The sequence below is a fragment of the Rhizobium sp. Leaf321 genome (assembly GCF_001423215.1).
GTDB classification, from domain to species: domain Bacteria; phylum Pseudomonadota; class Alphaproteobacteria; order Rhizobiales; family Rhizobiaceae; genus Neorhizobium; species Neorhizobium soli.
Window position 1 is genome coordinate 1,047,030 of the sequence record NZ_LMOF01000006.1, and the last position, 14,913, is coordinate 1,061,942.

13 protein-coding genes, 1 tRNA gene and 1 pseudogene are annotated in these 14,913 nt (G+C 59.8%); 7 read left to right on the top strand and 8 right to left on the bottom strand.

Annotation, left to right across the window (positions count from 1 at the left end):
• Positions 1-2 precede the first annotated feature (2 nt).
• The gene (locus ASF70_RS11360; RefSeq protein ID WP_062579759.1) at positions 3-1,556 is read right to left on the bottom strand and encodes a glycosyltransferase family 39 protein; all 1,554 of its coding nucleotides are present in this window, start codon (positions 1,554-1,556) and stop codon (positions 3-5) included.
• Positions 1,557-1,706: 150 nt separating this feature from the next.
• A complete protein-coding gene (locus tag ASF70_RS11365; protein ID WP_062580229.1) occupies positions 1,707-2,732 on the bottom strand; it encodes a glycosyltransferase family 2 protein in 1,026 nt (341 codons plus the stop codon).
• Positions 2,733-2,887: 155 nt separating this feature from the next.
• On the opposite strand from ASF70_RS11365, the gene ASF70_RS11370 reads away from it, so the two are divergent.
• Complete coding sequence (locus tag ASF70_RS11370; RefSeq protein ID WP_062579761.1) at positions 2,888-3,862, top strand: lysylphosphatidylglycerol synthase domain-containing protein; 975 nt, start codon at positions 2,888-2,890, stop codon at positions 3,860-3,862.
• Here the strand turns inward: ASF70_RS11370 and ASF70_RS11375 are convergent, their stop codons facing one another.
• The 4 genes from ASF70_RS11375 to ASF70_RS11390 form a co-directional block, all read right to left on the bottom strand.
• The gene (locus tag ASF70_RS11375; protein WP_162237976.1) at positions 3,863-4,279 is read right to left on the bottom strand and encodes a type II toxin-antitoxin system VapC family toxin; all 417 of its coding nucleotides are present in this window, start codon (positions 4,277-4,279) and stop codon (positions 3,863-3,865) included.
• An 8-nt stretch (positions 4,280-4,287) separates the two neighbouring features.
• Positions 4,288-4,566 (bottom strand): hypothetical protein, encoded by a 279-nt coding sequence (locus ASF70_RS11380; RefSeq protein WP_062579763.1) that lies wholly within the window; start codon positions 4,564-4,566, stop codon positions 4,288-4,290.
• A 46-nt stretch (positions 4,567-4,612) separates the two neighbouring features.
• Positions 4,613-6,115: an AMP nucleosidase gene (amn, locus tag ASF70_RS11385; protein WP_062579764.1), complete on the bottom strand. Its 1,503-nt coding sequence runs from the start codon at positions 6,113-6,115 to the stop codon at positions 4,613-4,615.
• Between the two features lie 176 nt (positions 6,116-6,291).
• Complete coding sequence (locus ASF70_RS11390) at positions 6,292-6,642, bottom strand: DUF2147 domain-containing protein (protein WP_062579766.1); 351 nt, start codon at positions 6,640-6,642, stop codon at positions 6,292-6,294.
• A gap of 520 nt (positions 6,643-7,162) precedes the next feature.
• On the opposite strand from ASF70_RS11390, the gene ASF70_RS11400 reads away from it, so the two are divergent.
• A complete protein-coding gene (locus ASF70_RS11400; RefSeq protein WP_062579770.1) occupies positions 7,163-7,429 on the top strand; it encodes a sel1 repeat family protein in 267 nt (88 codons plus the stop codon).
• A gap of 191 nt (positions 7,430-7,620) precedes the next feature.
• Here ASF70_RS11400 and ASF70_RS11405 read toward each other — a convergent pair whose 3' ends face one another.
• Positions 7,621-8,730 (bottom strand): pyridoxal phosphate-dependent aminotransferase, encoded by a 1,110-nt coding sequence (locus ASF70_RS11405; RefSeq protein ID WP_062580231.1) that lies wholly within the window; start codon positions 8,728-8,730, stop codon positions 7,621-7,623.
• A gap of 122 nt (positions 8,731-8,852) precedes the next feature.
• Positions 8,853-9,197 carry a hypothetical protein gene (locus ASF70_RS11410; protein WP_244474013.1) on the bottom strand — a complete coding sequence of 115 codons (345 nt, stop codon included), beginning with the start codon at positions 9,195-9,197 and terminating at the stop codon, positions 8,853-8,855.
• A gap of 235 nt (positions 9,198-9,432) precedes the next feature.
• Here ASF70_RS11410 and ASF70_RS11415 point away from each other — a divergent pair, with 235 nt between their 5' ends.
• From ASF70_RS11415 to ASF70_RS11435, 5 genes and pseudogenes are all read left to right on the top strand, one after another.
• Positions 9,433-10,653, top strand: a complete 1,221-nt coding sequence (locus ASF70_RS11415; RefSeq protein WP_062579772.1) for an FAD-dependent oxidoreductase — start codon at positions 9,433-9,435, stop codon at positions 10,651-10,653.
• A gap of 30 nt (positions 10,654-10,683) precedes the next feature.
• A complete protein-coding gene (locus ASF70_RS11420; RefSeq protein ID WP_062579774.1) occupies positions 10,684-11,481 on the top strand; it encodes an HpcH/HpaI aldolase/citrate lyase family protein in 798 nt (265 codons plus the stop codon).
• 85 nt (positions 11,482-11,566) lie between these two features.
• Positions 11,567-11,657 (top strand) — tRNA-Ser (locus ASF70_RS11425).
• A 401-nt stretch (positions 11,658-12,058) separates the two neighbouring features.
• Positions 12,059-13,106 (top strand): annotated as a pseudogene (locus ASF70_RS11430) (porin); the annotation flags it as partial.
• Between the two features lie 502 nt (positions 13,107-13,608).
• Positions 13,609-14,598 carry a porin gene (locus tag ASF70_RS11435; protein ID WP_348270993.1) on the top strand — a complete coding sequence of 330 codons (990 nt, stop codon included), beginning with the start codon at positions 13,609-13,611 and terminating at the stop codon, positions 14,596-14,598.
• Positions 14,599-14,913 lie beyond the last annotated feature (315 nt).

A 14,913-nucleotide genomic window follows, 5' to 3' on the forward strand; every position in this document is an offset into this window, starting at 1 on the left:
GGTCAGTCCGGCAGATCGACAACTGCCATGGCGAATGGGTACTGGTCGCCTTCGTGTCCCCAGGAGTAGGGAAAGCGCAGGATGACCTGGTTAGCCGAAAGCCCTTCGAGCCCCTGCGTCTTCAAATAGCGGCTAAAGACGGCCTGAAACCCGTCCGGCATTGTGCCATCCGAGCGGCGCCAGACAAACACTGCCTTGCGATAGGCTGAGATTGCCGTGGTCACCATGCCGGCCGGCTGGTGCGAGACGACAACGGTCGTATCGGGCAGGTTGAAACGCATATTTCCGGCCAGATGCCCATCGGCGGCAATGATCAGCACCGGGCGCGGGTCGGAACCGTCGCTTGCGAGTTCCGGCTCGATCTGCTTCGCCAACTTGTCGAAGGGAATGTTGACGTAACCGTAGTTGCGCGTGAAGGGGTCGATCGCCACTCTTCCAAACAGGATCAGGGGAACAATCACCATGATCGCCGCAGCAGTGACCCAGAGGCGCTTGAGCGGCATCGATATGTCGATCCCGGCTGCGTCGATCTTCAGCGTAAGGTAAAGCGGCAGAATCAGCAGCAGCGGCGTGAGCCAGCGGTCGCGCACGTCATCCACGCCGCCGAACAGGACCATGCCCAAAAGGACGGCCATCACGAATGCCAGGATGCGACCGGCAAGCCGGCTCCAGTCGTCGTCGGCCCTCATGACCGTCGAAAGCTTTTCACGCAGCGAGATGGCGAACACCGCTGCGGTGAGGGCCATGAACCCGGTCGATGACAGGAGCAGAGATCGCAGTCCGCGGGAGATCGCTGCGAGCGTACCGGCGTCAGCGCTGATGAGTTTGTCCACCGACCGGCTGCTGGCCGCCTCGAAATTGTCGAGCAGCCAGACGGCGTGCGGGGCAACGACAAGCAGCGCCACCAGGCCGCTCAAAAGGATGCGCCAGTCCAGCACCCGGTCTCGAAACCGGCTTTCCATCAGCACTGCAAGCATCGCGCAGAGCGGAAGAAGGACAAAGTTGTACTTGGTCATTCCCCCGATTCCCGTGGCGAGCCCGAACAGAAGGAACGAGGCAAGCGTCGGAACGGATAAGAGCCTGAACAGCGCAAACAGGAAGAGCGAACTGCCGAAGATCGCCGCCACGGTGTGGCTGAGGTCCCGTTGCGCCTCGAACGAGACCTGCGGGATGGTCAAAAGACCGAGCACCGCCACCACCGCGAGGCGCTTGTCCTTCAAGACCTGTCGGGCAGCGAGGAAATAGAAGCCGTAGGCACCGAACAGAAGCAGGTTCTTCAGTCCCGACAAAGTCGGCATCGACATGCCAAAGAGATGAACCGCGAGGTATTGCAGCCAGTTGTAGATCGGCGGCTGGGTGCCGTATCCGGCCAGCAGCCATTGCGACAGATAGGCCTGTTCGCCTTCGTCAAGCTCCAGCGCATGCGGAAGAACCACACGCACCCCCATATTGACCAGAAAATAGACCGCCAGGACCGTGAAAAACGTGCGGCCGCGGGAAAGCCGGTCCGCGGAGACCCTGACAGTGGAGAAATGTGAACCCTCAAGGCTATGCAAAAGGTTTTCTCCAGGTCCGCCGGTGACGAAGAGTGAACAATTCAGGCGCGAATGTCTGTCTGGCGTATCATGCCGTGCCCGCAGATCAAGCGGCAAGCCAGCGTGCCGGCGGCCCTTTTGACGTGTTTTTTCAGAATATCGCTTGGTGTGTCACGGCTGCGGCGTAGCGTCACTCGAGGCGACACCCTCGTGGACTGCCCTGACGATATAGGAGAGCGACGCGCCGTCACGGTAATAGATGCGGGCGATCATTTCGGCGAGGATGCCGGTGGTGATCATCTGCACCGAGGACAGGAACAGCATCACCCCGATCATGAAGAGCGGACGTGTCCCGATATCGTTGCCCAGAATGAACTTGTCGATGAACAGGTAAAACAGGATCAGAGCCGAAAGCGCACCGAGGCCAAGGCCGAGCGATCCAAAGAAATGCCCCGGCCGCGCCTTGAAGCGCATGAAGAACATCACCGACAGAAGATCGAGAATGACGCGGAAGGTGCGCGAGATCCCGTATTTCGAAACGCCGTGCTGGCGGGCGTGATGGGTGACAGGCATTTCGCCGATCCGCGAGCTCGGCACGACGCCCGCAACCCAGGCCGGGATAAAGCGGTGCATCTCGCCCATCAACTGGACCTGCTTGATGACAGCCGAGCGATAGATCTTCAGCGAGCAGCCGTAGTCATGCAGGCGGACGCCGGTGATGCGGCCGATCAGCCGGTTGGCGATAAAGGAAGGCACCTTGCGCAGGAACAGCCCATCCTGGCGGTTCTTGCGCCAGCCGACCAGCAGGTCGAGTTCGCGTCGCTCGAGTTCGGCGACCATCGAAGGAATGTCTTTGGGGTCGTTCTGCAGGTCGCCGTCGAGCGTCGCGATCAGCCGGCCGCGTGCTTCCGTAATGCCGGCCTGCATGGCGGCCGTCTGGCCGAAATTGCGCTGCAGCTCGATGATCCGCAGGATGAGACCCGAACGCGACAGCGAAAGCTTCGCATTGGCGATCGTCGCGTCGGTGCTTCCGTCGTCGACCAGGATCAGTTCCCATGCCGAGGGATAGGTGGCCATGGCGGCGCAGATCCGCTCGATCAGCGGGCCTACGCTTTCCTCTTCGTTGAAGAGCGGCACGACGAGGGAGAGTTCGACCGGTGAAACGGTGCCGATCGTACCATCAAGCGTGCCATCGATCGTGCCGGCCGCCGAACTTGCTGTTGTACGCACCTTGTGTTTCTCCTAGAAACTCGGGAAACCTCGGGCGTGACGGTCCGCCGGCATGGCGGCCGCAGTCTCTGCGCCTTGGTCTTAATGCTTGACCCGAAACCTCGTATTGGGCCCCCTGATATATGAAGAATTCTCCGGTTTCCAGCCGCAGACCGTGGATAATTCGCCACGCCATGACGCTTGGCACAGTTGCGATCGTGGCCCTCTACGCCGCCTTCATCCACTATGTCTGGGGCTGGGGCAGGGTCGTTTCATTATGGAGCGCCGCCGGGTGGGGAACGGCTGCTTTAGCGCTCGTGTTATTGCTTGCGACCTATGTGCTGCGCACCTGGCGGATCTATGATTATTTCCCGCACGAAACCGGCGGCCGCTTCGGCACGTTGCTGCGGCTCGTGCAGGTCCACAACCTTCTCAACATCATGCTGCCATTCCGCTCGGGCGAAGCAAGCTTCCCGCTTCTGATGCGGCGCGAGTTCGGCGTTTCTCTCACCCGCGCAACGGCAGCGCTTCTCGTCATGCGGCTGTTCGATCTGCACGCCCTGTTGGCCGCTGCCGGCGTCGGGCTCGTGCTGCAGACGGGTGGTACGATGGGTGCAATCTGGGCGTGGGCGTTGTGGGCCGCGTTTCTCATCCTGCCGGCGCTAGCCTTTGCCTTACGCGGCCATGCCTTCAAGCTCGCGGAAAAGCTGCTGCCGGCGAAGGGGAAGACGCTGCTCGACGAGATCAAGGCCGGACTGCCGCTTGATGCAAACGCCTTTGCTCGGGCCTGGGGCGCAACACTGGTCAACTGGTTCACCAAGATCGCGGTTCTTGCCTGGGTCCTCGGCCTGCTCGGCGGGCTCTCGGTCGGCCCGGGTTTCGGCGGCGCGCTCGGTGGTGAATTGTCCTCGGTACTGCCCGTCCACGCACCCGCCGGCGTCGGCACCTATCCGGCCGGCATCACTGCGGGAGCCATTGCCTTCGGAGCGGATGCGGGTGGGATGGCATTGGAGGAACTCGGCAAGGCTGCGGTCAACACCCACATCCTCGTCATCGTCTCGTCACTCGTCGGCACCGCATTGTCGCTTTTGGCGGCACGGCCGAAGAGGGGGGATTGATCAGGCGAAAGACGAAAGAGGAACAGCCAGCTTCCTTACCGCCCGATCGGTACTCTGACCCAGCTTGCGCACAAGGCTTTCATCGGCCGTCACGAATTGCAGCCCTTCACGTTGGGCAAGGGCCAGATACAGGCAATCGTAGGCCGGATGGTCTATCCGCGCGGCGAGCTCTATGGCCGCCAGCCAGATCGGCAGCATCTCCCGAAGCTGGAGATCCGATCCCTCGATCATCAGAGCGGCAAACCTTGCCTCCGGCAGTGACAACTCCCGGCGCCGCACCTTTTTCCAGAAAATGTTGGCGCACTCCGCCAGGATGAGATCGGGCGCCGCCAACTCGTGTCGGTTCAAAAGGGTCATCGCCTGCGGTGTGCCGGGTTCTTCGACGACCCATTTGACGACAACGCTCGCATCGACCACGTAAAGGGTCATCGCTCGTTGCGCCCCTCGCGCTGCAGCACTTCCGATAGTGTGTGGTCACGGTCTGCCGTCAGCCTGCGGAATTCTTCCGCCAGCGTCTCGAATGTTGGACGGCTGTGGCGGGGCCCGTCCCATCCCGTGCCCTCCAGCGCGTTCAGGGAACGCAGCCGGCGCTCGCCTTCCACGAAGTGGCGAAGAACGTCCTCGACGGTTGCCGTTTCCGGCAGACCGCTGATCTCCTTCGCCTCAATCAGTAGGTCGTCATTGACTGTCGATGTCGCGCGCATTGCAACCTCCATGCACGCAGGAGTGTATACGCGATTTAACCCGCTGTCACTGGAAAGCCGTCTCGTAGAAGCTTCGAAGCTTGCGCGAATGCAGCGTCTCAGTGGGCATCGCCGCCAGTTTCTGCACGGCGCGGATGCCGATCTGCAGATGCTGGCTGACCTGGGTCCGGTAGAACGCCGTCGCCATGCCGGGCAGCTTCAGTTCGCCATGCAGCGGCCGGTCGGAGACGCAGAGCAGCGTTCCATAGGGCACACGGAACCGGAAGCCGTTTGCGGCAATCGTTGCCGATTCCATGTCGAGCGCGATCGCTCTCGACTGCGAAAGCCGCTTTACCGGCCCGCGCTGGTCGCGCAGTTCCCAGTTGCGGTTGTCGATCGTCGCCACTGTGCCGGTGCGCATGATCCGCTTCAGCTCGAAACCCTCGTAGCCGGTCACTTCCTCGACGGCGCTTTCCAGCGCCTGCTGCACTTCGGCTAGCGCCGGGATCGGGATCCAGACGGGCAGGTCGTCATCGAGCACATGGTCTTCGCGAACATAGGCGTGGGCAAGCACGTAATCACCCAGCCGCTGGCTGTTGCGCAGGCCCGCGCAGTGGCCCACCATCAGCCACGCATGCGGACGCAGCACGGCGACATGGTCTGTAATCGTCTTCGCATTGGAAGGCCCGACGCCGATATTGACAAGGGTAATGCCGGAATGATCGCCCTTCTTCAGGTGATAGGCCGGCATCTGCGGCATCCGGATCGTGCCCGGGTTCTCCGGCCGGTCCTTGCCGGCGGTGGTGAGGATGTTGCCCGGTTCGACGAACTCCGTATACCCGTCGCCACCTTCCGCCATCAGCTTACGCGCCCAGGCGGCGAATTCGTCGATATAGAACTGGTAGTTCGTGAACAGCACGTAATTCTGGAAATGCTCGGCGCCTGTCGCGGTGTAATGGCTGAGCCTTGCCAGCGAATAATCGATGCGCTGCGCAGTAAACGGCGCAAGCGGCGCAGGCTCGCCGAATGGGGCTTCGTATTCGCCGTTGGCGATAAGATCGTCCGTATTGTTGAGATCCGGCGTGTCGAACAGGTCGCGCATCGGGATGTCGGCCATCGCGTTGCTGACGGACGACTCGATATGCGCGCCTTCGCCGAATGCGAAATGCAGCGGGATCGGTGTCGTCGATTCCGACACGATCACGGGAACGCCGTGGTTGCGAATGAGCAGATCGAGCTGCTCGATCAGGTAATGGCGAAACAGTTTCGGCCGGGTCACCGTTGTCGTGTAGACGCCGGGGGACGTCACGTGGCCATAGGAGAGACGCGAATCCGCATGGCCGAACGACGTGGTCTCGATCATCACCTGCGGATAGCAGGCGCGGTATCGACCGGTCACGGCCGCACCCTTCGCAAGTGCGCCGAAGGCATCGATCAGGAAGGACGTGTTGCGCTCGTAAAGCGCTGTCAGCGCATCGACGGCTGCTTCCGCATTGTCGAAAGCCTGCGCCGCGACAGGGCTCGGGCTGATGAAAGCAAGGGCGGGGAGTGAAGAGATTCGTGTGTTCATGCGCTATTATAATGGGAAGTTTTCGACAATCAAACGACACCTGCCGAGGATAACAGCCTGAAACGCGCCGGCGCGATGCGACTGCGAAGTTAAGACTGCGATCCCGGCCCACCGATATCGAGGTGAATGACGGGATCGCCGGGGCAGACGCTGCTGCGGCTTTCGCGACGATAGCGTCAGAGACGCGTCCAGGTCTGCGACTTGCAGAGGATCTTCATCACGCAGCCCTTCATCTTGAGCGAATTGCCGCTGACCGAGCCGGAGCCGCTATAGGTCTTGTCCGCCTCGGGATCGGTGATCTCGCCGGTATAGTCGCCGCCCTTGGGCGAAAGCTTGCCGATCTGCCGTCCCGCATGCTTGCCGGTTTTCAGCGTCACGCAGAAGGCGCCGCCGCATTTGCCGATCTCTGCCGTCTCGCCGCTCGCGGTCTTCCAGTTGCCCTCGATCGCTTCTGCCGCATGGCCGGTGCCGGCTATGCCGAAGGCGAAGAATGAGAAAGCAGCTGCGAGTATCGAAATGCGCTTCATGATGGTTTTCCCTCCCGGAGCCGGCGCTTCCGCACCGGTCATATGTCTGAGCGTTCGCACCTCCTCGCGCGAACAGCGGAAAATCTAGCTTACGCACACGTAAAGGTAAATATCCTGAGCCTGGGCATGGGGCGGAATATCAGCCGAATCTCCCGCCGTTTTCGACGAGCGACGCGCGTTTATTTCGACGCGATGAAAACGCGACCCGAATTCGTGGTGAAGAAAGGGTTGAAATCCAGATCTGAATTTTTCGTAAAAATGTCCGTAAAACCCTTAATAGCCAAGGGCCGCGATGTTTAACAGAAAACCAAGTTTACCAAGCGTTTGCACTTTGTTTTCAGCAAATTAATCATGCTTTTTAGGCGCTTTTTGCAAGCTTTGGCCGATACTCAAATCATCAAAGAGCGGCAAAAACCGCCACCCGGAAGGGCCGATAACAAGCTGCACAAGACAGCGACGGTCCCGACGGAAAACAGGGCAGACGACAAGAACAACGTTCTCGAAACAGGGATACGAACCGATGGCACGCTTTGAAATGAATGCTTCCGAAATGGCCACCATGGGTGGCGAGGCTCGCGCAGACGTTCTCTGCGACATGGGTCTGATGTATGCGACCGGTCGGGGTTGCCCGGTCGATCTGGTCTCTGCCCACAAGTGGCTGAACATTGCCGCGATCAAGGGCTGCGACCGCGCCGCCGAACTGCGCGCCGATCTGGCTGCGACGATGACCAAGATGCAGCTGGCAGAAGCGCTGCGCGCAGCCCGCGAATGGATGACCATCCACTAACGCGCAAGCGCATATTTCATTCATGCGACCGGCCCAGAAGAAGGCCGGCGATTAAGAACAAGGGCCTACCAGAGAGAAAACGGGATGGAGACGCGGCGCGAACCGGAGCTGTTCCCGGCAACAAACCGCAGCCGCTGGAGATCAAAAGACCGCGACCGGCAGAAACAAGGCCGGCGCGGTCTTTTTCTGTTCTAGAGACCCTTCAGAACTTTCGGCAACGCCTCTTCCAGCAATGCCATATCCTGCTCCGGTCCTGCGCTGATGCGGATGCAGCGGTTGAGAGGTGCCACGCCCGGCATACGAATGAAGACGCCGTGCTCCATCAGACCGTCGACGATCGCCCGCGCATGGGTACCATCGCGGCCGCAGTCGATCGCCACGAAATTGGTTGCCGATGGCAGCGGCTCGAGCCCGTTGGCCCGGGCGATCGCCGAGATCCGGTCGCGAGACGCTTTGATCTTGTCGATCACCTCAGCCAGATACTCCTGGTCTTTCAGTGCCGCCAGTGCTGCTGTCACGCCGACCCGGTTCATGCCGAAATGGTTGCGGATCTTGTCGAACGCGGTGGCGTTGTCGGGCGTCGAGATGGTGTAGCCAACGCGAGCACCCGCCAGACCATAGGCCTTGGAGAAGGTCCGGGTGCGGATGATGTTCGGCAGGTCGATCAGCGCTGCGAGTTCCGGTGTCGCTCCATCGGGCGCCGTTTCGCAATAAGCCTCGTCCAGCACCATCAGGCAGCTTTCCGGCAGGCCCCGCGCGAAGGACACGATCTTTTCCGCGTCATTCCAGCTGCCCATCGGATTGTCGGGATTGGCGAAATAGACCAGCGGCGCGTTTTCGCGGATGACCGTATCCATCAGGGCGTCGAGATCTTCGCGATCTTGGCGATAGGGCGCCGTTACCAGCGTGCCGCCATGGCCGGCCACATGAAAGTTGAAGGTCGGGTAGGCGCCGTAGGAGGAGACGACAGACATTCCCGGCTCGATCACCATTCGCACGATCTGCCCGAGCAGGCCGTCCACGCCTTCGCCGATCGCAATGTTTTCGGCGTTGCAGCCAAGATGCGCGGCAAGCGCCTGCTTCAGCTGGTAATTCTCCGGGTCCGAATATTTCCAGCTGTCTGCGGCGGCGGACTTCATGGCTTCGATGACTGACGGGGCAGGGCCGAACCCGTTCTCGTTGGCGCCAATTCGGGCTTGCACGGCACGCCCTCTGGCGCGCTCAATGGCCTCGGGGCCGACAAAGGGAACGGTCGCGGGAAGAGCGCCAATGAGCGGCGTGAAGCGCGAGAATGAAGACATGATATCAGGATCCGGTTCAAGAAAGTCCGCACACAATAGGGGGCTTTGAACGGCGTGCAAGGGCGGACAAGGCCGCTGATGGCGCGCATGGAGCAAAACTATGCCCCTGACGACGACCCGGCTTAGTGGCTCGTTTCGAACGAAAGCCGGATGACGTGATGCAGGAATTCCGCATCGATCAGCATGTTGAAGGCGACCGTGACCTTCTCCTCTTCGCGGCGCATCACGGTGCAGCCGATTTCGTCGTGAATGCCGAGGATTTCCAGGAAGAAGTTGGCCGGTACCGGCAGGCTGGGACTGACGTCCAGTTCGGCGCCATAAAGAGAGATTGTCCGGATCAGGCAGCGGAAGGCGGTATTGGTCGAGAGATGGTGTCCGACAAAGATGATCCGGCCAGGCCGGTCTATCGTAAACTTTTCAAATGCCCGATCGCCCGTATGAGCATGGTCGTGTGCGGTATCCTTCATCATCGTACCCGGCAGATCGCCTCCCTCGTTCTCGTCCTCGACTATGACTTTATTCCTCTTTTTATGAATCATTCTGAAACAGATGGGTAAAATGCCGCTGATCTGCGCGTTTTCGTCGCGTCATGATCACGCGTTGCGCAAGTTGCACCGTTAGTGTGCCGAAATCGGGCTGTTGACGGGTCGCCGGGGCGGCGCTACCCCTTCAGCCGCGAGTTTTTCGCGATGGGAGCAGGGCGTGGCAGCAGGTAGATTGGTGATCGTCGGGGCAGGGCAGGCCGGGTTCGCGCTCGCCGCCAAACTGAGAGCGCTGAAGGATGAGCGGCCGATCACGATGATTGGCTCCGAAGATGTCATTCCCTATCAGCGGCCGCCACTGTCCAAGAAGTACCTGATGGGCGAGATGAGTTTCGACCGCCTGACGTTTCGCCCGGAAACCTGGTTTGCGGAACACGATGTCGAGATTCGTCTCTCCACCTTTGTCGAAGAGATCGACCGGGACGCGAAGACGGTGAGGATGCAGGACGGGTCTGTCCTTGAATATGAACATCTGGCGCTGACTACCGGCTCGACGCCGCGCACCCTTCCAGCCAGCATCGGCGGTGATCTCACGGGTGTCTTTACCGTCCGTGACAAGCGCAACGCCGATCTCCTCGCCGACGAGATGAAGGCAGGTCGCCGGCTTCTGATCATCGGCGGTGGCTATATCGGCCTCGAAGCCGCAGCTGTCGCTCGCCATCTCGGGCTTGAAGTGACGCTCATCGAGATGGCTGACCGCATTCTCCAGCGAGTCGCGTCGAAGGAAACCGCCGACGTGATGCGGGCCATTCACGCCGAGCATGGTGTCGTCATCCGGGAAAAGACAGGCCTCACCCGCCTGATCGGCGAGGACGGCCGGGTTCGCGGGGCCGAGTTGTCCGATGGCACGGTCATCGATATCGATTTCGTCATCGTCGGTATCGGCGTCACGCCGAACGACCGGCTGGCGCAGCAATGCGGCCTCGACGTTGGCAATGGCATCCTCGTCGACGACTATGCTCGCACGTCCGATCCGGCAATCTTTGCCATGGGCGATTGCGCCATGCTGCCCTGGAAGGGCACCAATATCCGTCTCGAGTCGGTGCAGAACGCAGTCGACCAGGCCGAATCGGTTGCCGCGACCCTGACCGGGTCAGCCGAGCCCTACGAGGCAAAGCCGTGGTTCTGGTCCGACCAGTATGACGTGAAGCTGCAGATCGCCGGGTTCAACCTCGGCTACGACGAGACGGTGATGCGGCCCGGTACCCGACAGGGCAGCGTGTCGATCTGGTATTACCGCGAGGGTCGCCTGATCGCCGTGGATGCGATCAACGACGCCAAGGCCTATGTGACCGGCAAGAAGCTGCTGGACAACGGCCTGACGGCAGACAAGGCGCTGATCGCCGATCCGGCGACCGACCTCAAGCAGTTGCTCGCGTAATAAAGACAGCATTTTTTAAAAGGAGATACCATGCCGGCACCGAAAAACGCCTTCAAGGCTCGTTTGCAAGCCGGCCTGCCGCAGATCGGCCTCTGGCTCAACATGGCCGAGCCGCTGCCGGCGGAGATTGCCGGCCATGCGGGTTTCGACTGGCTGGTCATCGACGGCGAACACGGGCCCAACGATCTTCGCAGCATCATGGCGCAGTTGCAGGCCCTGTCCTCCTCCTCATCGGAAGCCGTCGTTCGCCCGCCGATGGGCGAAACCTGGATGATCAAGCAACTGCTCGACATCGGCGCCCGCACGCTTTTGGTGCCGATGGTCGATTCGGCCGAGCAGGCGAAAGCACTGGTTGATGCCGTCCGCTATCCGCCGGAGGGAAAGCGCGGCGTGGGTGCAGCCGTTGCCCGCGCGTCCGCCTTCAACGCGATCGCAGACTATACAGACACGGCTGCAGACGAGATCTGCCTTCTGGTGCAGGTCGAAACCATGGCGGCGATCGATGACATCGAGCGAATCGCGGAGGTCGAAGGCGTTGACGGCATCTTCATCGGTCCGGCCGATCTCTCTGCCGACATGGGGTTTCGCGGCCAGATCGGTGCACCGCAAGTGCAGGACGTGATCGAGAACGCGATTCGCCAAATCGTCGCCGCCGGCCAACCGGCCGGCATCTTGACCTTCGACGAAGATCTCAACCGCCGCTATCTCGATCTCGGGGCAACGTTCGTGGCCGTCGGTGCCGATGTCGCTCTCTATTCCAATGCGCTGAAGACGCTCGCCGGTCGCTATGGACGCGGTTCGGGCGGAGCAGGGCCTGCCAGCTACTGATTCCACGCCTATTCCGGTCTCGAATCGGGATCGGCCTGCGAAAGACCTTGCAATCGGCAACGTTCCGAAATAATCAGGCCGGACCGGAGAGGTGGCCGAGTGGTCGAAGGCGCTCCCCTGCTAAGGGAGTATACGGCAAAACCGTATCGTGGGTTCGAATCCCATCCTCTCCGCCATTCCCAAACTTCAAAATCCCAATCGATTTGCGATCCTGGACTCGCTGATGCGCGCGTAGTTCGCTGAACCTTGCGCGAAGCCTAAGTGGCTGCTTTCCAATGTGTTTCTTAACGATGTGTAAACTTTTAACGGTCGCCCGGGGTGCTTTTGTGCTCTTTCGGCAACACGGGTTTGTGAAGCAGGTGGGTAGAAGGTGCTGATGGCCAGTTCGCGATTGCATGCGCGGCCTGCATTTGTAATTTGAACCACGGAAGCGCGGCGGTGGTTCGTCCGTTTTCAAAGTCCCGGGGACGGGCAGGGAACGCTGGCCTTTAGCAAAAGACCCATCCCCATATGAAACTTTGACTGGAGGTCAAATATGAACATCAAGAGCCTTCTTCTCGGCTCCGCTGCAGCTNNNCGCCCAGGCTGCTGACGCGATCGTCGCTGCTGAGCCGGAGCCAATGGAATACGTTCGCGTTTGCGACGCTTTCGGCACAGGTTACTTCTACATCCCGGGCACGGAAACCTGCCTCAAGGTTGGTGGTTACGTTCGTTTCGACGCTAAGTACAACGACGCATACCGCCTCGATCGCGAAGGCACCTTCACCAACACTCGCGCGCACATCTCGCTCGACACGGCTTCCGACACTGAGTGGGGCGCCCTGAAGACCAAGATTGTGGCTCGCTTCGACTACAACCCGCGCTACGATGTTTCGGAAATCGACGGCAACAACACCCGCACCCGTCTGAACCAGGCTTACATCACTTGGGGCGGTTTCCTGGTGGGTCTCGCTGACTCGCAGTACTCCTCGTTCTCCGGCTATGCCGGCGACGTCATCAACGACGACGTGATCTCCTATGGTCAGTTTGAACTGAACCAGGCAACCTACACGTTCGACGCCGGCAATGGCTTCAAGGCTATGGTTTCGCTCGAGGACGACGGCAACATCGAAGACGACAACCTCTCCACCAGCGGCAACGGCGGCGTTCTCGTCCGCGGTTCGGCTAGCGATTGGGTTGATGCTGTAGTTGGTGTCAAGTACGACAACGGAACATTCGCTGCGTCGTTGGTCGGTGGTTACGACGAATCGGAAGAAGAAGGCGCTGTAAAGGGCCGCATCTCCGGCAAGTTCGGCGCACTCTCGGCCTTCCTCATGGGCGGTTGGAACTCTGACGGCGACCGCTTCAACAAGTTTGCTCCAGGCACGAACTACGGTGCTGCCACTGTTGGTTGGGGTGACTGGGCAGTTTGGGGTGGTGCAGGCTACAAGTTCACCGACAAGGTTGCTGCTAACGTACAGGTTGGCTACACCGACTCCGAAGTTCTTGCTGCTACGGCAAACGTCAAGTGGACCCCAGTTTCGGGCCTCCTGATCCAGCCAGAAGTTTCGTACACGAGCGTCGACAACGCGCAGATGGACGACGATCAGTGGACCGGTATGGTTCGCCTTCAGCGCACGTTCTAATCCTTACCTCAGGATTGTTTCACGGAAGGCCCGGCTCACGTCGGGCCTTTTGTCGTTTTGTCCAATGAAACTGCAGGCTGTTTCTGTTGCGATCGGTCGCGGCCGTCTGGTGATTCTCTCTCGCGACTGAGGTGGTCACCAGTTCCTCGAAGCGTCCGGGGTCGCTGGTTCCCGGCCCGTTTATTAAGTGTTCGTTTACGCTCGAAACCAATGCGATGAAACGTTGCAACACTTTTGCAAATAAACACCAAAAACGCGCATCGAAGCTTGTGATTTACTTGTCACAATTGGGAAGGTCTCGTAGCTTCGGGACATGAAGCGCGTCGGTTCGTCGCCGTTTCTTGAGTCGCGGGGAGGGGCAGATGTGCTGGCTCCAGCAAGCTACTCACCCCTTTTGAAACTTTGACTGGAGGTCAAATATGAACATCAAGAGCCTTCTTCTCGGCTCCGCTGCAGCTNTGCCCAGGCCGCTGACGCTATCGTCGCTGCTGAGCCGGAGCCAATGGAATACGTTCGCGTTTGCGACGCTTTCGGCACGGGTTACTTCTACATCCCGGGCACGGAAACCTGCCTCAAGATCGGTGGTTACGTTCGTTTCGACGCAGGCTATGCTGATGCTTACCGTTCAGACAGCGACGGCACGTACACAAACTCGCGCGCCCACATCTCGCTCGATACCGCGTCCGACACTGAATGGGGTGCACTCAAGACCCGAATCACAGCGCGCTTCGATTACAACCCGCGTTATGATGTGTCTACGATCGACAGCAACAACACCCGCACACGTCTGATCGAAGCCTACATCACTTGGGGTGGCTTCCTGGTCGGTCTCGCTGACTCGCAGTATTCGCAGTTCTCGGGCTACGCCGGCGACGTCATCAACGATGACGTGATCTCCTACGGTCCTTTCGAACTCAACCAGGCCACCTACACGTTTGACGGCGGCAATGGCTTCAAGGCCATGGTTTCGCTTGAAGACGATGGCAACATCGAGGACGACAATCTTTCAAACAGCGGCAACGGCGGCGTTCTCGTTCGCGGTTCGGCGAGCGATTGGGTGGATGTCGTTGCTGGTATCAAGTATGACAGCGGTACGTTCGCTGCATCGCTTGTCGGCGGCTACGATGAGTCCGAAGAGGAAGGCGCAGTCAAGGCTCGCATTTCAGGCACTTTCGGTGCGTTTTCTGCTTTCCTCCTCGGTGGCTGGAACTCTGATGGCGATCGCGTAAACAAGTACGCACCTGGCGATAGCGAGGGCATCAGCTGGGGTGACTGGGCTGTTTGGGGTGGCGCAGGCTACAAGTTCACCGACAAGGTTGCTGCAAACGTACAGCTTTCCTACACGGACAACGAAACCTTCGCAGCAACTGGTAACGTTCAGTGGACCCCGGTTTCCGGCCTCCTGATCCAGCCAGAAATCTCCTACACCAGCTGGGATGCAATCGACGAAGACCAGTTCGCTGGTATGGTTCGCCTTCAGCGCACGTTCTGATCCTTTAAAGGGATTTGGTTTTACGAAAGGCCCGGCTTCTGCCGGGCCTTTTGCGTTTCGGCGTTCGATTCGGCCCGCCGCTTGATGATTCGCTGCAAGGCAGCATCGTTCGCTCTTCAGCGATTTAGAACACACGAACAAACTGATGAAAGCTTGCAACACCGACCGGTTCGATTGAGGTGCTAATGGACACAACAGTGCCGATTTCGTTGCCGCAAAGTTGATCGACGACTAGCGTCTCGGCAGCCGACCACGCGACTCGGGGTGATTCCTGCTTCCATGGACGACCTTGTTTTACGACATACATTGTTTCAT

Excerpts from the sequence above, each read along its gene's own strand:
- ASF70_RS11370 (WP_062579761.1), top strand. The coding sequence starts at position 2,888 with ATGAAGAATTCTCCGGTTTCCAGCCGCAGACCGTGGATAATTCGCCAC.
- ASF70_RS11380 (WP_062579763.1), bottom strand. The coding sequence starts at position 4,566 with ATGCGCGCGACATCGACAGTCAATGACGACCTACTGATTGAGGCGAAG.
- amn (WP_062579764.1), bottom strand. The coding sequence starts at position 6,115 with ATGAACACACGAATCTCTTCACTCCCCGCCCTTGCTTTCATCAGCCCG.
- ASF70_RS11390 (WP_062579766.1), bottom strand. The coding sequence starts at position 6,642 with ATGAAGCGCATTTCGATACTCGCAGCTGCTTTCTCATTCTTCGCCTTC.
- ASF70_RS11400 (WP_062579770.1), top strand. The coding sequence starts at position 7,163 with ATGGCACGCTTTGAAATGAATGCTTCCGAAATGGCCACCATGGGTGGC.
- ASF70_RS11405 (WP_062580231.1), bottom strand. The coding sequence starts at position 8,730 with ATGTCTTCATTCTCGCGCTTCACGCCGCTCATTGGCGCTCTTCCCGCG.
- ASF70_RS11410 (WP_244474013.1), bottom strand. The coding sequence starts at position 9,197 with ATGAAGGATACCGCACACGACCATGCTCATACGGGCGATCGGGCATTT.
- ASF70_RS11420 (WP_062579774.1), top strand. The coding sequence starts at position 10,684 with ATGCCGGCACCGAAAAACGCCTTCAAGGCTCGTTTGCAAGCCGGCCTG.
- ASF70_RS11435 (WP_348270993.1), top strand. The coding sequence starts at position 13,609 with ATGGAATACGTTCGCGTTTGCGACGCTTTCGGCACGGGTTACTTCTAC.